The 20,557-nt window shown below is 45.1% G+C and carries 10 protein-coding genes; 6 read left to right on the forward strand and 4 right to left on the reverse strand.

Annotation, left to right across the window (positions count from 1 at the left end):
- A partial coding sequence (locus QUA02_RS23050; protein ID WP_333031025.1) for a PAS domain-containing sensor histidine kinase occupies positions 1–1,883 on the reverse strand: 1,883 nt, incomplete at its 3' end.
- 656 nt (positions 1,884–2,539) lie between these two features.
- Here QUA02_RS23050 and QUA02_RS23055 point away from each other — a divergent pair.
- Positions 2,540–2,929 carry a hypothetical protein gene (locus tag QUA02_RS23055; protein ID WP_333031027.1) on the forward strand — a complete coding sequence of 130 codons (390 nt, stop codon included), beginning with the start codon at positions 2,540–2,542 and terminating at the stop codon, positions 2,927–2,929.
- Between the two features lie 198 nt (positions 2,930–3,127).
- Here the strand turns inward: QUA02_RS23055 and QUA02_RS23060 are convergent, their stop codons facing one another.
- The gene (locus QUA02_RS23060) at positions 3,128–3,292 is read right to left on the reverse strand and encodes a hypothetical protein (protein WP_333031030.1); all 165 of its coding nucleotides are present in this window, start codon (positions 3,290–3,292) and stop codon (positions 3,128–3,130) included.
- A gap of 256 nt (positions 3,293–3,548) precedes the next feature.
- Here QUA02_RS23060 and QUA02_RS23065 point away from each other — a divergent pair, with 256 nt between their 5' ends.
- Positions 3,549–5,576: a bifunctional serine/threonine-protein kinase/formylglycine-generating enzyme family protein gene (locus QUA02_RS23065; RefSeq protein WP_333031031.1), complete on the forward strand. Its 2,028-nt coding sequence runs from the start codon at positions 3,549–3,551 to the stop codon at positions 5,574–5,576.
- A gap of 76 nt (positions 5,577–5,652) precedes the next feature.
- Here the strand turns inward: QUA02_RS23065 and QUA02_RS23070 are convergent, their stop codons facing one another.
- Positions 5,653–7,428 (reverse strand): DMT family transporter, encoded by a 1,776-nt coding sequence (locus QUA02_RS23070; protein WP_333031033.1) that lies wholly within the window; start codon positions 7,426–7,428, stop codon positions 5,653–5,655.
- Between the two features lie 538 nt (positions 7,429–7,966).
- On the opposite strand from QUA02_RS23070, the gene QUA02_RS23075 reads away from it, so the two are divergent.
- Positions 7,967–11,302, forward strand: coding sequence for a non-ribosomal peptide synthetase (locus QUA02_RS23075; protein WP_333031036.1), 3,336 nt, complete (start codon positions 7,967–7,969; stop codon positions 11,300–11,302).
- 599 nt (positions 11,303–11,901) lie between these two features.
- Positions 11,902–12,696 carry an SDR family NAD(P)-dependent oxidoreductase gene (locus tag QUA02_RS23080; protein WP_333031039.1) on the forward strand — a complete coding sequence of 265 codons (795 nt, stop codon included), beginning with the start codon at positions 11,902–11,904 and terminating at the stop codon, positions 12,694–12,696.
- 349 nt (positions 12,697–13,045) lie between these two features.
- Here QUA02_RS23080 and QUA02_RS23085 read toward each other — a convergent pair whose 3' ends face one another.
- Positions 13,046–14,788 (reverse strand): DUF262 domain-containing protein, encoded by a 1,743-nt coding sequence (locus QUA02_RS23085; protein ID WP_333031042.1) that lies wholly within the window; start codon positions 14,786–14,788, stop codon positions 13,046–13,048.
- A gap of 227 nt (positions 14,789–15,015) precedes the next feature.
- Between QUA02_RS23085 and QUA02_RS23090 the strand changes: the two genes are divergently transcribed.
- Both QUA02_RS23090 and QUA02_RS23095 read left to right on the forward strand, forming a co-directional pair.
- The gene (locus QUA02_RS23090) at positions 15,016–15,171 is read left to right on the forward strand and encodes a hypothetical protein (protein WP_333031046.1); all 156 of its coding nucleotides are present in this window, start codon (positions 15,016–15,018) and stop codon (positions 15,169–15,171) included.
- Between the two features lie 560 nt (positions 15,172–15,731).
- Positions 15,732–20,546, forward strand: a complete 4,815-nt coding sequence (locus QUA02_RS23095; protein WP_333031048.1) for a non-ribosomal peptide synthetase — start codon at positions 15,732–15,734, stop codon at positions 20,544–20,546.
- Positions 20,547–20,557 lie beyond the last annotated feature (11 nt).

Genomic DNA, 20,557 nt, shown 5'->3' on the forward strand with positions numbered 1-20,557 from the left:
TTTTGGATATCTTCAGTGACGAATTCCAAATCGATTTCCTCTGCCATTGCTTGCACCTCTGAATCGTTGCTGGGATGGCGCTGTTGATAGAGTTCGATCATCCGCAGCAGATTTTGGGTATATTCGTCCAGGTGGGTAAGATTACCGTGGATGAAGTTGACCGGGTTATTGATTTCATGGGCAATTCCGGCAACCAACTGTCCCAAGCTAGACATTTTTTCGCTTTGGATAACTTGCATCTGGGCTTTTTGCAGTTCGTTGAGAGTCCTCTCCAGTTCTTTGGTTTGCGCGATCGAGGAAATTGCTAGTTCTTCGATCGCAGCAACCTGGGGCAGAGTTGTCCAGCAAGCAATCGCCACTCCCACAAATGCCAGCGTCATCAACACAATAATCATCAGATAGAGATTGTTGGTTCCGACTTCTACCCGCAGCCAGGATCTGATCAGCCAACTGATCGTCGCTGTACCGCAAATCAGCGCAATCAAAATTGCCACCTGAAGCACCACAAAATCTCCGTTTTTAGGAGGAGTTACTGGCTTGGCATGAAGTCGATCCCACCACGGTAAGTGCAAAGGTTCCCACGGAATCCGCCCAATTGCAGCGTCGAGGGCTATCATGCCGAACGGCAACAGCAACCCGATGCCAAAATCCATCCATCCCCAGGCAACACCACCCACCAGTAAGATAATTGATTCCACCGCTACCAATACCAGAGATAGTCGCCCCCAGCGCACGGCGGGATCGTGGCGCTGCATCCACAGCCCCAAGTGCAACCCCACGATCGAAACGAACCAGCACACCCCTGACACCACGAAAATTCGAGTCGTGTCACCCCATACTAAAAATCCTAAACTACAGATAAAAGTTAATACCAGTGCAGGTTCTAGAGCACCCCGACGGGATGCCGAGCCAAACACCGGAGACAACAGCCCATCCTGCGCGAGTTGGAACAGGACGCGGGGTGTATTGCAAACGCTAGTCGCAGTTCCCAACAAGCAGCTAGACGCAACCAGCAATGTGACTATGACAGGGGCAGCGTCTCCCCAGAAAGGCTTGGCAGCCGCCAGGAAATTGCCGTACAAATTGCTTCCTAAACTGCGATCGGTTGCCAACTGCAACAACACTAAAGTGCCACCCACAAACACCAGAGGCATGAACCAGGCAACCCAAGACAGCGCCTTGAGGGTGTCTTTTGGGTGGAGACTGTCTGCTACAAAGGATGAAGCTGTTTCGCAGGCATAGAAGGTATAAGCGGCATAAAAGTACCATTTCAGCCAGTCATAGACACTGATGGCATCAATCTTGCTGGGCAAGAGTCCGGGGCTTTGGGGTGAAAAGGCAAGCCAGCCTAAACCCTGAACGCAGAACAGGAGTAGACAGCCGATCGAAGGAAAGACAAAAAACAGATGCACAATGGCGATCGCGCGAGTGCCACTGAATGCTACAAAGTAAGCGATCGCAGTAAAACCGATCTCAAACAATTTTTCTGGAATATTCAGCCCCATCGGTTCTAAATGGAATTGGATCAAATCTGTGATGACGATCGCATTAATTGCCGGAAAGGAAACCCACCCCAAGTAGTAGGCAATCCCCAAGTAGCGCCCCAGGGCTGGGTAACGATGCAGCAGTCGCGTGGTGTAATTTGGTGTTCCCCCAGATACATCTGGATATTTCTCACCCAAACTCTGAACTTGAAGGTTAATCAATATTCCGACGATAACGCCTGGAATCCATACCCACATAGATGCCGAGCCAATTTCTGCCTGCACCGACGGCACTAAGGTAAACCAGGTCAGAAATCCGACTAGACTAAACCCCCAAGTTTCCACAGACGACATGGTGCGCCGGAGGCGGTTCAGGAATGGCACGCGATCTATTTCCATAACAAGCAGATAAAAGTAATTTTATTGTGATACAAGTGTAATTGCCACAATCAAGAAAAAAACAAATACCTAATGTTTCATTCTCGGGCTTAAAATTGTCAGCTCGATTTAATGTAGCGGTGAAATATTGAGGCCTAATCAGTTGAGGTTATTAGCGTTCGCACTTTCGATCGCCACAACTCGTTGGAACTGATATCTTGCACGAGTTGCAATAAGCTTTTCACTCGAAGGGAGCTTCTGCCCAACCCCTACTCCCCACAAGAAAATTCATTTACTTTTTGTGGAACAGGTCGAAAAGCCTGCGCGAGCGAGAAGGTTGCAATATCTCATTTGAAACGGACTCAATAGAATCTTTTCACTTTGTTTAATGTGCCGTTAGCTAGCGCTCGCAATACCAATACTTTAAAAATACCAGTAGATCGATCGCCCTTTAATTCGGTGCGCTCGCCCTTTTAGTCTTTACCCTTAATTCTTCTAGTTTATATACTTGCTAGAATAAAATCGAATACTAACCGGACTGCAACTCATACTAAAAACCATCAAAGGCATTTGCATCACTTGCCAAATAATCCTATAATGGTTCATCACTATCTTGATGATTGTTTCATTCTTATAACTCAGTTAATATGCGATCGCTTGTCTTGAGTCTAGCTCTCATGTGTTTAGCCACCCCCGCTGTTGCCACAACCTGCGAGGAAAGCTTTCAAAAAAAGGGGGATTTTTTGAATGGTGCCGCCTTTTCTGCACGTGTTCAGGTTGAGGGGTTATCGATAGAGAGAGCATTTTCCCAATTACGACCCATTTTGGCCCGCGAGGGCATCAAGACTCTCAGCACGGATCTGAACTTAGGTGTAATGAAAGCCGAAAATCCCGCAACAGCATTTCAGCGTGCTTTGCCAATTGACGTATTTGCCTCAATGGACGGCAATCTATTAAATGTTGAGATGATCTTTACCCTTCCGAGTGGGGTGGGTGCAAGTAAAGACACGGTGAAGGGATACTTGTGCGGTGCACTAAATCAATTGTTGCCCCAAACTACAAAGTAATATTTAATCATTCATTTGATGAATTGTAGTTTCCCACACTCGATCGCAATACCGAATATTTCAAAATTATCTGCGCGCGATCGCTCTTGGGGTTTCTAGTCTGATTGTTATACGGATACTGGCCTTTGTAAAGAGATTACTGATTCCCCCAATTGCGATGAATTTAGATAGATCGGCCGATCGCAGTTTACTCCCAATTTAACGGCGTATTAAACGGAATGTGGCTGGTGTCTGGAACTCACGGAAATATCCATGCCAAAAGTGCGATCGGGATTTATCTTTAAATATCTTGATGCCCGCTTCCCAACATTTAGCAGATAATTCTAGGGTTTTTGGTTCGATCCGGGATGCAGCAGATGTCATCTGCTTAACCCGATGTTTAAGAAATCGAGGGATTGATATCAGTGGATTGGCGACTGTAGCGAGGAATATCGGCGTTAAAGAATAATGAGCGAGTCAGTAAGTTATAATTCCCAAGTCAGAATATATTCGGAACGCACAAATGAGGGGTAATACCCACCGATTATCAATTACCAATTACCAATTACCAGCCGAGTATCAATTAACAAATCAACCCGACATGATATCATAACCTTAACCGGATCATTTCTTCCCAGATATGTTCTACTGCTCTAATCCCAGGTGCTCCCATCCTTTCAATCCCGACAACTCTAAATTTTGTCAAAGTTGCGGATCGCAAAGCCTCACGCCTCTCTTCAGAAACCGCTACCGCGTGATTCGACTGTTGGGCGAAGGGGGATTTGGCAGAACTTATGAAGCGGTAGATACCGATCGCATGGACGATCCCTGCGTAATCAAGCAGTTTTTACCCCAATTTCAAGGAACCTCAGCACTTGAAAAAGCCGCAGAATTATTTAAAGAAGAAGCGAAACGACTTTACGAACTCGGCGAACATCCCCAAATTCCTCGCTTAATTGCTTATTTTGAACAAGACAAGCGGCTTTATTTAGTACAAGAGTTGATTGAGGGGCAAACTTTACTAGCAGAATTAACTCAGCAGGGCGTTTTTAACGAAGCAAAGATTCGGCAGTTACTGGCAGATGTGTTGCCGGTGCTGAAATTTGTGCACGATCGCCATGTCATTCACCGAGACATCAAACTTGAGAATATAATCCGCCGCCGCACATCTCTTCACTCATCTCTACCACAGAGTGGAAATTCGCGCAATTCTGCCTTCGGAAGGGGAGGAAGAGGCGAGTTAGTTCTGATCGATTTCGGCGTTTCCAAACAGGTGACGGGATCGCTAATGAGTAAAGTCGGCACGACGGTGGGAACACCAGGCTATTCGCCGATGGAACAAATGCGCGGCCAAGTTTTTCCCGGAAGCGATTTGTACAGTTTAGGAATAACTTGCATTCGACTGCTAACTCACTGTGTGCCAAAAGCTGACGGTTATGATGAGCTTTACGACGCGATCGGTGGCGGCTGGATTTGGAGAGAAAGGTTGCCTGCTGGCACAACTATCAGCAGCGACTTGGGAAAAGTTTTAGATAAATTAATTCAAGATTCTCTCAAAAATAGGTATCAATCTGCCGATGAAGTAATCAAAGCTTTAAATCTTTATTCTTTACCCCCCCAACCTCCAGCCCTTTCCAAGGGAGGGCCATTAGCGATAAATTCTGCTCTGGCGAAAGGAGGTGAATTAGCGATAAATTCTCTGGCAAAACCAGGGCAACTTGCTGTCAATACCCCTAGGAATAGCAGGCAACTCAATACCAATCCCCAGGTTAACAAGAGTCTGCAAATCAATACTAATCCCCCTCACAACAGTAGTAAATCGGCGACAATCAATGCTGAAACTACGTTTAAATTTGAAGTGTTGACCGTAGAAAACAGCGGGAATACGATTAATATAAATAGCGGCAAAGCAGTTTTTTTTGAAGAAGTTATTGGCAGCGGTATAGTAATAGAAATGGTGTCTATTCCTAGGGGTAATTGCTTCATCGGTTCCCCAAAAAATGAGGGTGATAGCGATGAAAAACCGCAGCACAAAGTAAATCTAGCATCTTTCTATATTGGCAAATTTCCAGTTACTCAGGCACAGTGGATAGCAGTTGCGGCGCTCCCGGAAATTAAAACATTTCTCAATCCCGATCCTTCCCGTTTTAAAGGTGAAAATCGACCTGTAGAAAATGTATCTTGGTACGAGGCTGTGGAGTTCTGCGCTAGACTTTCTCGAAAAACTGGTAAGAATTATCGCTTGCCCAGTGAAGCTGAATGGGAATATGCTTGCCGGGGGGGAACAATTACACCTTTTCACTTTGGAGAAACGATTACCAGCGAGTTGGCAAATTACAACGGAACTTCTAGTTACGCTGGGGCTCCGAAGGGACTTTATCGCTTTCAAACAACAGATGTCGGCAGTTTTAAACCTAATGCTTTTGGATTGTACGATTTCCACGGAAATGTTTGGGAATGGTGCGCGGATTCTTGGCACAATAATTATAACGGTGCGCCTGCGGATGGCAGCGTTTGGGAGTCTGAGGGCGACTCTTCGCTGAAGCTGTTGCGAGGTGGTTCATGGAACGATCGTCCTCCGAATTGTCGCAGCGCGTGCCGCCTGCGATATCAGCCGGATTGTAAGGCTAGTATTGTCGGTTTTCGAGTGGTGGTTTCTGTTGTTTGATCTTGTCTGGGCACAGAGAAACCCGGTTTCTTGAAGAAACCGGGTTTCTGAATGGACGATCGCCCAAATTTTTGCCTCAACCAGCTTTCTTTTGCGGAGCCACCATGCGTTCCACACTCATAGCAGCCACGCTCAACGTCACCACAGCCATGCCGAGAATTGCCACAGGCTTCAACTTCTCATTGATAATTATCAACGCAAAAAGTGCCGTCATCGCCGGCCCCAAAGTGCCAATTACTGACGCTAAGGCTGCCCCCGCAAACCGGATAGCAAAATTATTCAAAAGATAGCTAAACAGCGTCAGCACCCCTAAAACAACGCCTCCCACAATCAAACCCGGCCAAACATTTTGGTCGATTTTAGGAGCCAAATTTTCCGACAGCGGCACCCACAAACTCAGCGAGGAAAATACAAAAATTGCGGCGAAATTAACTAAACTAAAAGGAATCGGGTGCAGCTTGCCCGCGGCCATTTGCGTCAGCAATACGTAACCTGCAAAGGTAATCCCAGAAGTCAGTGCCGCCGTGACTCCCACCCCGACATTGCCGCCGCCCGGAGCTTGCACAGCAAAACTGGGCGACCCAGCCAAAATCAGACCTGCGGTAATTCCCAACATCGCCAAAAAGCCGACTGTGCTGGGGCGAGCACCAAACAAGATCCAGGAACCGAGTACAGTGACGATCGGGTAAATAAAGAAAATGGTAATCGCAATCCCCGCTGGAATATTGCCGATCGCCAAATAAATCAAAACCTGAGACAAAAACAGAAAAAATGCACTTCCTAAAACCTTGCTCCACAAAGCTCGATCGCCCGACTGGAACAACCGTCTAATATCTTTCCATACAGAAGGATACAAAAATGTCGCCAATATCGGCATCAAAGCCATCACCACGATCAGCCGCATCAACAAAATCAACAAAGAATTTCCAAAACCTGGAGTCACCACCCCCGAAAATTCAAACAAGCCAAAAACCATCCGAGGATTTTTGCCTTTAATCAGAATTCTCAAACAAACATTAAATAGCGACAATACCACCGCCGAAGACAAAGCCAGCACCAAACCTGTCTGCACTTGAGAAGCTGCTTTAGCGGGTGCAGCAGGCGCTGAAGACGGCTGCGGCACGGCTTCCCGCGGCGCATCCGCAGGTGTGGGCGGGAGAAATTGCGGGCGGACAGAATTAACAGAATTAGTTGATTCCTCGGGATAGGAATCTTGAGCATCGAAAGGATTCTCAAGATATGCTTCTTCTTCTTCGAGTTCTTCCCTGATGCGGTTTACGAGATTTTGTAACAGTTCTTCCCCTTGCAGTTCCAGGGTTTTCATGTTGTTGAGCCGCACGGAAAGCTCGCTTTCGTAACTGGTTAAATCTTGTTCCAGCATCTGGAAACTGCGATCGATCCTTTCATCCAGCGCCGCCAGCAACTCCGAGGCCCGTTCGTCGTAGTTGCTCGGCGGCAGGGGTATGGGGAACTCGCCGCTGGGAATAGGGCTGCTGAGAGAATGTCCCGAGTTAGCGCTGAGTTCGTTGAACCGCTGCACCAACAAATCCTGCAAATTGTGAGCCAAAACTTGAGCCAACTGCTTCAGCCACAATTGCTGCTGCTGAATGTATCGCCCCGACAGAGATTCCATTTGCTGAGACTGCAATTTGCGATATTGCTCCCGGAGGTCTTCAATATCGTCAATCAGGTGATTTTTTTCAGTTTGCAGCCGAGTAATGTCCTGATTTAACTGGCCTTTGACATTTTGATGCAAAGCGTCCAGTTCTTGCATTACTGAGTGGAGGACTTCTTCTGCTGATTGTGCATCCTCTGGCTCGCCCTTTGACGAGTATACGTTCCGCTGCGCCATTAGCCTATAACCTCTAATTTAAACTGCACGTTCAGTGTTCTTAAGTATTTTGGCTGCATCAGGTCGCAAGTTCTAGTGAGTTGATCTAAAAGATTGCCGACACTGTTGAATCAATAGTAGTCGCTAAGCTAGAAATGTGAGAAAATTGCGTGAAGCAAAGCTATCCCGCTGTTAATCGCCCCAAGAACACTTTGTGCAATTAGAAATCATACTACAGCTTGACCTCTCCACGGATTGCTCCCGGTAATTCTCGCATCTAACTCACCCGATCGCACCCGAAGCACAAGCCTAATGACCCCTTCTGCGACTAAATTTGATTGGGGGGTGGCACTCCTAGCCCCTTAACGGATCACTCGATCCTGCAGGCAAAAACCCCGTTTCTTTTGCCCGCGTCTCTCCCGCACTCCCGAACCCAGATTTATTATATTAAAGGTTCCCATCTTTTGCTCGCGAAAGTTTTAAGAGGCGATCGCACCGTCAAAAACCAACCCCGCGCCATCAAAAAATTAACACACCTCATCCCCCAAGAGCAATAGATATGGCATCAGAAATTTATGACAATTCCTTTACAAACGATCGACAAAAACTGAATATTTCCTCAGAAGCCGAAGTCTTTGTCTTTCCGGCATCATTTGCCCAGCAGCGGTTGTGGTTTCTCGACCAATTCTCACCGGAAAACCCTTTCTATAATGTAGTAACAGCACTGCGCTTAACTGGTTCCCTCAACTTAACAGCCTTAGAGAAAACCTTCAACGAAATAGTGCAGCGCCACGAAACTTTGCGAACGACTTTTGCCGCAGTATCAGGGCAACCAGTGCAGATAATCTCTCCCGCTTTCAAGACTAATTTAAAAGTATTAGACTTGCAAAATTTGCCATCGGAACAACGGGAAACAGAAGCAAATAAACTCGCCGCAGCAGAATCTCTTCGCCCTTTCAATTTATCCACCGGGCCGCTGATGCGAGTAACCATCCTGCGGCTGACAGAGACCGAGCATATTCTCTTGCTAAATATGCACCACATAGCCTCCGATGATTGGTCGATCGGCGTGCTAATTCGAGAACTGGAGGCTATCTATACAGCTTTGATCGATCGACAGCCATCTCCCCTGCCAGAATTATCACTTCAATATGCCGACTTTGCCGAGTGGCAGCGCGAATGGCTGCAAGGTGAAGTATTAGAAACTCAGCTTGCTTATTGGCGGCAGCAATTGCACGGGATTTCTGCGTTAAATTTGCCGACGGATCGCCCTGCACCAGCTCGGCAAAATTATCGGGGAAAAACTCAATATTTAGAACTGCCTAAAAAGCTGAAAAACGCACTCTTAGCGCTCTCGCAGCGAGAAGGAGCGACTTTATTTATGACAGTCCTCGCAGCATTTCAAACTTTGCTTTACCGCTACTCGCAACAAGAAGATATTGTTGTCGGTTCGCCGATCGCCAATCGCAACCTGAGCGAAATAGAAGCATTAATCGGTTTTTTTGTCAACACCTTAGTGCTGCGAACAGACTGCTCGGGAAACCCGACGTTTCGAGATTTTTTGGGCCGGGTGCGGGAAGTAACCCTGGGAGCTTACGCTCACCAAGATTTGCCTTTTGAGAAGCTAGTCGAGGAATTGCACCCAGAGCGATCGTTGAATCGCCACCCGCTGTTTCAGGTGGTATTCGGGCTGCAAAATGGGCCGCTGGACGAGCTAGAATTGCCAGAATTAAAGTTGAGTTCTTTTCCTTTGGAGACTCAAACCACGCGCTTTGATTTAGAGCTGTATTTGTGGGAAGCTTCCGATAACTTTAGGAGCAGATACGGCGAACATTGGGAAGATTCGGAAGGCCTCCGAGGCTTAGCTGTGTACAATACGGATTTATTTGATGAAGTTACGATCGCCCGAATGCTGAGGCATTTTAAAACGCTGCTGGAAAGCATTGTTGCTAATCCAGAACAAAGAATTGCTAACTTACCTTTATTGAGCGAGGATGAAGTGAATCAATTATTCAGAGAATGGAACGATACTCGCACAGATTATCCTAAAAATAAGTGCATTCATCAGTTATTTGAAGAGCGAGTCCAGCAGCATCTGGAGGATGTCGCCCTAACTTTCGACAGCCAGCACCTCACTTACAGAGAACTCAACAGTCGCAGCAACCAACTGGCGCGCTACCTACAAAAACTGGGCGTGGGGGCGGAGGTTTTAGTGGGGCTTTGTGCAGAGCGATCGATCGATCTAATTGTCGGGATGTTGGCTGTACTGAAAGCGGGAGGGGCTTACCTACCGTTAGATCCGAGCTATCCGCGCGATCGGCTAAACTTGATGCTGGAAGATGCTCAAGTTAAAGTCTTGCTAATTCAAGATAAATTGATTGAGAATTTCCGAGACTTCTCAAACTCGGTGATTTACTTCGATCGCGACTCGGAACACATAGCCAAAGAAAGCGCCGAAAATCCCGCCAACACCGCAACAGCAGACAACCTAGCTTACGTTATTTACACATCTGGATCTACAGGAAAACCCAAGGGAGTTGCTGTCACCCACAAAGCAGTAAATCGGTTGGTACTCAACACCAACTATATAAAAATAGAACCTACCGATAAAATTGCCCAAGCATCAAACGCTTCATTCGATGCAGCCACATTCGAGATTTGGGGAGCCTTGCTTAACGGCGCTCAACTCGTGGGAATTAGCACAAATATTACCCTTTCGCCTCACGATTTAGCCTTAGAACTGCGCCAAGAAGGCATCACAGTTTTGTTTTTAACAACTGCCTTATTTCAACAAATTGCTAGAGTTTTACCGCAAGCTTTTGATTCGCTGCGCTGCTTGCTGTTTGGCGGAGAAGCGGTAGATATGAGATGGGTTAAAAAAGTTCTCAAAAAAAACCCAAGCACTCAATTAATTCACGTTTACGGGCCTACAGAAAATACCACATTTTCGGCTTATTATTGCGTGCAAGACGTACCCGAAACCGCAACATCTATCCCCATCGGCCGCCCGATCGCCAACACGCAAATTTATCTCCTCGATGCGGATTTGCAGCCGGTGGCGATCGGTGTTATAGGTCAATTGTACGTCGGCGGTGACGGACTGGCGAAAGGCTACCTCAACCAGCCTGATTTAACTGCTGCTGCATTCATTCCTAACCCTTTTAGCAATAAACCTGGTTCGTACCTTTATAAAACAGGTGATTTAGGTCGCTATTTAGCTGACGGCAACATCGAGTTTTTAGGTCGCGTTGACGACCAAGTAAAAATTCGAGGCTACCGCATCGAATTGGGAGAAATTGAAGCGGCTTTGTGCCAGCATCCACAAGTGCGCGAAGCAGTAGTAATTGTGAGGGAAGACATCCCCGACGATAAACATTTGGTAGCTTATGTTATTCCTGACCGCATTAATGAAAAATTAGAAATTCCCAATCTTAAGTCAAGTGACTTGCGCCAATTTTTGAAAGAAAAGTTACCAGGATATATGGTTCCTGCAACTTATGCAGTGTTGGAGAATATGCCACTGACGCCTAATGGCAAAGTAGACCGCCGCGCCTTGCCTGATATAGATACAGACAGCGAGGATATAACAGAAAATTATGTAGCGCCTCGGACTGATCTCGAAAAGGCGATCGGGAAAATTTGGGCTAAAGTTTTGGGAAAACAGCAGGTTAGTATCTACGATAATTTCTTTGAACTAGGCGGGCATTCCCTGCTAGCAACTCAGTTGATTTCTCGCATCCGAGACGCTTTGCAAGTCGAGTTATCGGTCAGCAATTTGTTTGAGGCTCCGACTGTGGCAAGTCTGGCAAAATACATTGAAACAATGCGCTGGGCTGCGAAAGGTTTGGATACTCCCAGAACCGACGAAAATGAGCGAGAAGATGTGGAATTTTAAAGCCTTAGATAATTGCGGGATGATTTTGATTGTTTTGTGGAATGACCGTCCAAAAGTGGGGAGCATCTCACTTTTGCAGGCAAGCTAGAAATTGGAGTTTTGAGGCAGGAGGCAGGAGGAAAGAGGAAGAAGGAAGGAGCCAAAAGAAGTGTTTTTACAAATATGAGATGCTCCCAAAAAGTGTGTGTCTAAGTGCAATCAAATTGGTGGCAGGAAACCAGAGGAATAGAACTCCAACAGATGTAATCTTTGGCATCTAAATGTTGAGCTAATTTGGGGACTGAATCCTCGCTGGAAAATTGAAAAATCAGGAAACAGTGGTAGTAGGAATTGACCAAGCGGTAGGCGCGTTAATCGGTCTTTTTGAGGGAAAAAATCTTGGCAAAATGGTGGTAAAGTTGGATTAGGTAGCGACCAATTGATTAGGCCATAGTCGTAGATAATTATTTGACATTATAGCAATCGCCACATCGGTTAGGGCATCAATAACCTAATGAATAGAGTCTCAAAGGAGCGCTAGATCGACGGTTTAATTCGGGTACCATAACTGTCAACTGTCAACTGTCAACTGTCAACTGCTATATTTGGTTTAACAAAGTATGGATCTCAAACTATCAGGAAAGGTGGCATTGGTCAGTGGTTCAACAGGTGGAATTGGACTGGCAATCGTTACCGCACTTGCCGAAGAAGGAGCGACGTTCATTGTCAATGGCAGAACGCAAGAGCGCGTCAACAATGCGATCGATCGCATTCAGCAAACAGTCCCTAATGCCAAACTTCAGGGAATTGCTGCCGATTTGGGAACGCAAGCAGGCGTTGAATTGTTACTTCAAAAAGTGCCATTCGTCAACATTTTGGTGAATAACTTAGGAATTTATGCCTCCAAAGCTTTTGAAGATATCTCCGATGAAGCGTGGATGAATATTCTGGAAGTGAATGTGATGAGCGGTGTTCGCCTCTCGCGCCATTATTTGCCGCTGATGCTGAAGCAAGATTGGGGACGAATTATTTTCATCTCTAGTGAATCTGGCTTGAATATTCCCGCCGAAATGATTCACTATGGCGTGACTAAAACTGCACAATTGGCATTGAGTCGCGGTTTGGCGGAAACAACTGCGGGCAGCCATGTGACTGTCAATACGGTATTGCCTGGTCCAACTCGTTCCGAAGGGGTGGAAGACTTCATCGAGGGATTATCTAAGGAGCAAAATATTTCGATTGAACAAGTTGAGAAAGAGTTTTTTACCAAGATGCGTCCATCTTCGCTAATTCAGCGATTTGCTTCAACGTCAGAAGTTGCTGCGTTAGTTGCGTTTGTTGCCAGTCCCTTAGCTTCTGCGATTAATGGTGCAGCCCTGCGAGTTGAGGGTGGAGTGGTGCGATCGATTGTGTAGCGAAGTTTTTACCTTGATGTGCTGGGAAAATCTCTCACTCCCTACATTTCCGAACAGAATGCTTTCGTTCAAACAAAAATAAGGAGCGTTACATTTCATTAACTCACCCTAAAGCGATCGCTATTCCTGTGAGTCGTGATTTTTAGGCGATCGTTTAGTAATTATTTGTCTTTGCGATCGCCTAGAACCTCTTTGAACTCATCAACGAAGCAAATTAATTTTGATTACCTAATCTGTGCTAAAAACAGACAATTTTAATAAGTGTATCGGCTTCGGTATAATTTCGGTATTCATGTGCGCGACTTCCGCGTGAGGTGAACGCTTTGTTAGGCGAATATTTATTGCCGATTCACTGCTGAACCTCAATCAGGTCTTGTTCATTTAAAAATTGAAAAAAACGATCATGAATATTTTTACTTCTTGTAATCACCTGGTTTTCGTCAAACTCCTTCAACTCAATAATATTCTTAATTTCATGAATTTGGCTTGGGTCTTTAAATTTCCCACGACGCTGTATACCACTATATATTTTCTTCTTATCTTCAAATCGGTAATCAGATGCTCTTATATTTATACTTTCTTCCAGAAGTATTTTATTCCCCAAGGATTCAAGATTGCTCTCGTTTTTTAAACCACCTTCGATATCTTGTCGCTTTCTCGAATAGATATGTTCGATATCGAATCCTTGCTTCAAATCAAGGAGTTTTTGTTCTGGGAAAGAATGGGCATACCAAGTTATCATGGAGCGTGTAATTGACCTTTTGTTCGTAAATGTATAATTTTCAAATTGAGCGCGAGATTGAGTCTCATTAAACTTATACTTTGAAAAAGTAGCGATTGACCCATTAACAATGGTAATCATTTCATCGTACACAGGAGTACGAAGGGCATTTACTCCAGGATTAGTTATTGCGTATGCAAATATAAAAGCCGTGATTCGATCAAGGAAAGTGCCAAAAGCGCTTTCCTCAAGAAGACCTTCGCTGCTCTTGTTTTGCAAAAAATAGACAGATGTAATATTTTGCCACATACCATTTGGAGCAAAATGTAGTACAAATAGTTTTTTAATAATGCTATCCGAGAATCGTCCTTTGTCTTGAAGGATGATGCTTTTCCAAAAAATAGCCAGTGTTTTTAGATCACCTATAGTATTTTTTTCCTTTAAGTATTGATATTTATTCCGTTCATAAAACTTTCGCAGTGATTCCGTAGTTGAACTTTTATTTCCCTCTTTTGCTCGCAGAAAATACATATATCGAGAAAATAGATCATCCATTGGTGTGCCAGTTATTGGATGAAACACTGTATTTGATAATTCCTCAAGTTCTTTCCAGTCCTTGATAAATTCATCTTTCTTATTGGAGTCGCTAAAGTATTTATAAAACTGGGCTTTAAAAATATCAGCATCTGAGAGTGGAAGACCACGATCGTTTAGTGTCGAAAAAATTCGTAATGCCGTATCTTGGGACTCTGCCTCAATAGGTAAAAGAATGCAGTTGTTTAAAATTCGAGCAGGAAAATATGGAAAATAACCAGCAAAATCTTGTAAAAAATCTTCAATTTTATTTTGAAAGAATTTGTAATTTTGAACGTATTGACTCTTAGCACCAGCCTTTACATCGCCAGTCCTTAGCAGTTCAAGAAATTCATCTTTGTCGTTGTCGGTAGCTACTTCGGAGTCTATTTTTAATAGTGATTTGTCTGCGCTACCAAAGGTGTCAGTTTTCCATATACACTTCTCAATTCGTTCCCTAGTAAGTATAGAATTTCTGTCCTGCATATTTGAAAATTTGTCATAAAAGGCACGAAGGATTAATAGTAGTGTAGTAAGTCGCTGTTGCCCGTCAATCACCTCTGACTTCCCATTTTCATTTTTAAATGTAACTATTGATCCAAGAAAATATTCTTCGTTATCGTCGAATGCATCACAATTATTATTTGGAAAAGAAAATAAAAATAAGTCATCCCAAAGAGTTTGACATTGTTGATCATCCCAAGCATATGGTCTTTGGTAATCAGGGATGAGGAAGTCAGATTTTTTGTCCGATAATAAGTCAAATATGGACTTTTGATCAACATTGAGTTTCGACATTTATGTCCTCTGTTTTCGGCTAACGGATTAATTGAGTGCAAGAGAAATTTTACTCTTCACCAGAATACTACGCTTTTGTCCACACCAATGATGTGTTATACACTGATCATCTACTAAAGGCGATCGCTAATACTGTGAGTCGTAATTTTTAGGCGATCGCTCAAACCCAGTAAATTTATCCCAGTTTGGTTATTTATCAGCATTCTAATCACTATCTTGCTCTATTCATGTATGTCATACCACAGCAAGGTTTTAATGTCAAAGATGCGAGGGTATCTTTTAACTCCAATGGCGATCGCATCTATTTAACAGCTAGCAGCGATCGCGGCACGAATATTCAAGGACTTTTGCAGGCGAAGGCAATACTTGAAAGTAATCAGTAAAGATTGCTGGTGATGGAGCAATTTATGGAACGAGGGGCGATGTTCCGCTACTACTCCTTGCCGATCGCGCTGCCATCTTTCCTGGACACAGTTTGACACACCTGCTATTTTTCAAAGCCAAGATTTAGAAAGCAATGCCTGATGTCTAGCTACCTAGAATCAAAATCTCATCCTTCAGAGAGGTAGCAAGCTGCTAGTTTACTGCCAGCATTGGGGTGAGGTGGAGTCGATTGAAGCAAATCTCAAAGCGGCTTTAGCAAAGGTTCAAACTGAGCAGGAAGTTCAGGTAGGATAGCCTCACTTTTTTTGCGACCATCCTCCGCGCCGCCTTCTTACGATCGCGTAACCGCCGGATGGGTGCGATCGCAGCCTACTTAGTTGCAATAGCACGCTCGAATCGACTTGTAGGGTGCGTCAGACTTTGATTATGAACGGATTATCAAGGGTTTCGGATCTGACGCACCTTACTAATTGTGACACTTCCGTAAGTCCTGGCTCTTAATTTGTGCGCTGTTGGAATTTCTTTTATATTTGCCCAAGTAATGACAGGATGACTCAAAATGCCCGATCCAAAAATATCGAGTTCATCGCCAAATGCCAGAGATTCTGTCACGGTTGAGTTAGTTGAGTTTTTATCTTACCTTCGCAGTCTAGATATTAATATTTTTGTTGAAGGCGAGATCCTGCGTTGCAACGCTCCTGAAGGAATTATTACACCAGAACTACGGGCCGAAATTTCTCAGAAAAAAGCCGAAATAGTTTCATTTTTAAAAGCAGCTAATCGTACTTCTAGTTTCACTCCTACACCGATTGTTCCTATGGGGCGCGACGGAAATCTACCGCTTTCCTTTGCACAGCAGCGCTTGTGGTTTCTCGACCAATTAGTCCCAAACAATCCCTTTTATAATGTTCCCGCAGCATTGCGTTTGACAGGTGCGCTCAATTTGACGGCGCTGCAACAAACCTTCAATGAAATTGTGCGCCGCCACGAAGCTTTACGGACGAATTTAGCAGTAGTTTCGAGCCAACCTGTTCAGAGAATAGCTGCTGCTTTCCACCTCCCGATTAATGTAGTGGACTTGCGAAACTTGCCAAAGGAATCTCGACAAACTGAAGCAAACCGGCTCACGGCCCAGGAAGCTCAACGCTCTTTCAATTTGTCCAAGGACTTGTTGCTGCGAGTCACATTATTGCAGTTAGATGATGCCGAATATTTACTAATGCTGAATATGCACCACATTGTCTCCGACGGTTGGTCTATCGGAGTGCTTATTCAGGAATTAGGCACACTTTACACGGCATTTGCTAGCGAAAAACCTTCGCCTTTACCGGCTTTGTCGATCCAGTACGCTGATTTTGCAAAATGGCAGCGCGAATGGCTGCAAGGGGAAGTTTTAGAAACGCAGCTTGCTTACTGGCGACAGCAGCTAAACGGCATTTCTATGCTAAATTTGCCTGCGGATCGACCCAGGCCAGCAATTCAAAGTTACCGAGGCAAAAGGCAATTTTTGCAACTGCCAAAACAACTGAGCGAGGCTTTAGAAACGTTGAGCCAGCGCGAAGGAGTGACGCTGTTTATGACAATGCTGGCAGCTTTTAAAACGTTGCTTTACCATTACGCCCAGCAAGAAGATATTGTAGTAGGTTCGCCGATCGCCAATCGCAACCGCAGTGAAATTGAAGCATTAATCGGTTTTTTTGTCAACAGTTTGGTGCTGCGTACAGATTTGTCGGGAAATCCAACTTTTCGGGAACTTTTAAACCGAGTCAAAGAGGTAGCATTAGGAGCTTACGCTCACCAAGATTTGCCGTTTGAGAAGTTAGTAGAAGAACTGCACCCCGATCGCGCGTTGAACCAAAATCCCTTATTTCAGGTGGCGTTTGCGCTGCAAAACGCGCCGGGGAATCGGTTAGAATTGCCAGAATTAACACTCAGCCCGCAGCAGTTAGATGTGGGTACAGCGCGGTTTGATTTGGAGTTTCATTTGTGGGAGCGATCGCCCAACAGCTCGGGAAGCAACCAATCGCCCAGCAATAAGCTGTGGGTTGATAGCTCGGAGGGCATCAGCGGCATGGTTATTTACAGCGCCGATTTATTTAATGAAGCTACGATTACCCGCCTGATCGGGCATTTTCAAACTCTGTTAGAAAGTATTGCTGCAAATCCCGAACAGCGCATCGCAAATTTGCAATATTTGAGCGCCCAAGAGCGCGATCATTTGTTAGTTGAATGCAACAATACTCAGGCAGATTATCCGCAAATTTTGTGCATCCATCAGCTATTTGAAATGCAGGCCGATCGGACACCGGATGCGGTGGCGCTAGTATTTGGAGATGAGCCAGTCACCTATCGAGAGCTAAATCTCCGCAGCAACCAACTAGCACGTTATCTGCAAAAAATTGGGGTTGGCGCGGAAGTTTTAGTCGGGCTTTGCTGCGGGCGATCGCTCGATCTGATCGTGGGGATGTTGGGTATCCTGAAAGCGGGAGGAGCTTACCTAATTTTAGAGCCGAGCTATCCTGCTGAGCGATCGAGCTTTATGGTAAAAGATGCTCAATTATCTGTGGTGTTAACTCAGCAGCAATGGGTAGAGAATTTGCGCTCGCCCAATTTACAGATAGTTTGTTTAGACACAGACTGGGAGATGATTTCCCAAGAAATCGCCGACAATCCCACCAGCGCAGTCACAGCCGAAAATCTGGTTTACGCGATTTACACCTCCGGCTCCACGGGAAAGCCGAAAGGAGTAGAAATTGAGCACGGGAGCTTGTTAAATCTCGTTTTTTGGCATCAAAGAGAGTTTGGGGTGTCAGCGGGCGATCGGGCAACGCAAATTGCAGCGATCGGCTTTGATGCTTGCGGGTGGGAAATTTGGCCTTATCTCGCCGCGGGAGCTAGCATCTACTTTCCAGAAGATGATATCAGGCGAGATCCTGAAAAACTGCAAAACTGGTTAGTATCAAACGCCATCGCAATTAGCTTTTTGCCAACACCTTTAGCCGAGAAAGTTTTACTATTAGATTGGCCTCAAAATACAGCGTTGCGAATCTTGCTCGCAGGCGGCGAAAAACTGCAACAACATCCTTTAAAATCCCATCCATTTAAGCTAGTAAATAATTACGGCCCAACCGAGAACACTGTCGTCACAACTTCCGGTTATATTCCTTTAACAGAGCAAACAGACATCGCCCCGACAATTGGCCGCCCCATTGCTAACACTCAAATCTACATATTAGACAAATATTTGCAGCCCGTACCAATGGGGGTTGTTGGCGAATTGTACATCGGCGGAAACGGACTCGCTCGCGGCTACCTCAACCGCCCAGATTTAACCGCACAAAGCTTTATTGTCAATCCTTTTAAACCAAATTCAGGAGAGCGAATTTACAAAACAGGCGACTTAGTGCGCTACCGAAGCGACGGCAACCTTGAATTTTTGGGACGCATTGACGAACAAGTAAAAATTCGCGGTTTCCGCATCGAATTAGGAGAAATCGAGACAGTATTAACTCAACATCCGGCGGTGCAACAAACTGTAGTAACAACTTCGGAAGATGGACAGGGAGATAAACGTTTAGTAGCTTATATTGCGCTGAATGCAGAATATAGCAGTGCCAGCGAAACCAACCAAATAATGCAATTGCAGGACGAACAGGTTTTGCAGTGGCAAATGCTCTACAATGAAACTTACAATCAACCTGCTGTTGACTCAGATCCCACATTTAATATTGTCGGCTGGAATAGCAGTTATACTAATCAGCCAATCCCGGCAGAACAGGTGCGTGACTGGGCGAACAATCAAGCCGCCCAAATTTTAGCTTTGCAACCCAGCCGAGTGTTAGAAATTGGCTGCGGCACAGGTTTGTTGCTGTTCCAAATTGCGCCTCGCTGCACTCAATATTGCGGCACAGACTTTTCACCTATTTCGCTCAACTATATTCAGCAGCACTTGGCAAATCAACAGTTAGCTAATGTAACGCTGCTTCAGAAAATGGCGACAGACTTTCAAGGAGTAGAGATAGCAGCTTTTGACGCAGTAATTCTCAACTCTGTCGTGCAATATTTCCCGACTATCGACTATCTCGTGCAGGTGCTAGAAGGTGCGGTGAAAGCAACTGCCCCAGGCGGCTTTATATTCATCGGAGATGTGCGTAGCTTGCCGTTGCTGGCAGCTTTTCATGCTTCGGTACAACTGTATCAAGCCGAACCTTCTCTCGCTGGCGAACAGTTGCAGCAGCGAGTACAAATGCAAATTTTTCAAGAAACAGAGTTAGTTATTGAACCAGAGTTTTTTAGCGCATTAAAACACTGCTTTCCGCAGATTGGCGGCGTAGAGATTCAATTAATTCGCGGTAGTTATCACAATGAGTTAACTGATTTTCGGTACAATGCTATTTTGCATATTGCGTCTGAAACAGCACGCCAAAAATCATCGTTAAAAGGGGAGTGGGGCGCAGAAAAACGGCTGGACTGGTTGGATGAAAATCAGAATCTGACTGTTACCAAGGTGCAACAAATATTATTGCAAAATCAACTCGATGTTTTAAGAATTGCTAATGTGCCTAATGCGCGGGTAACGGCAGCAGTTAAGGCGGCAGAATTGCTGTCAGTTGTCGATAAATTTTCCACAGCAGGTCAGTTGCAAAAAGCCGTGGAAAAAATCGATGATTTAGGAGTAGATCCCGAAGCGTGGTATGCTTTGGAAGTTCCGTATAATGTTAATATTAGTTGGTCTAATTCCGACAGTCAAGGGCGCTACGATGTAGTGTTTGCACGGGGCGAAACTAGAGATTTTGTGCGAGAAACCCGAAGCGATAACTTGCGTCCTTGGCGCTCTTATGCTAACAATCCCTTACAAGCTAAAGCAGCACGGAAATTAGTGCCACAGTTGCAGGCTTATCTAGCAGAAAAACTGCCGGAATATATGGTTCCGTCGGCTTTTGTGGTGCTGGAGTCGCTACCTGTGACGGCTAACGGAAAGGTCGATCGCCTCGCTTTGCCTGCACCGGAGCCAATTAAGTTAGAATGGGCTGGCAGTTATGTTGCGCCTCATACTTCTATTGAGGAAGTTTTAGTGAAAATTTGGGCTGAGGTTTTGGGGATAAAGCGAGTGGGTATCCGCGACAATTTCTTTGAATTAGGAGGCCATTCGCTGCTGGCGACTCAGCTTGTTTCTAGAGTGCGAGATGCTTTCGCGGTAGAGTTGCCTTTGCGCCGCGTTTTTGAAGCACCGACAATTGCAGAATTATCTAAGATTGTGGAGAATTTAAAAGAGAGCGATGCTAATATTAAAGCTCCTGCTTTAGTGCCTGTTTCTCGCGATAATCGCCGCGTGAAGCTATCCTCGCTGAACAGAGAAAGTAAAGAGAGATGATGAAAAGGTTA

It is taken from the genome of Microcoleus pseudofavosus SVA1_A4, from assembly GCF_036700565.1.
Taxonomy (GTDB): domain Bacteria; phylum Cyanobacteriota; class Cyanobacteriia; order Cyanobacteriales; family Microcoleaceae; genus Microcoleus.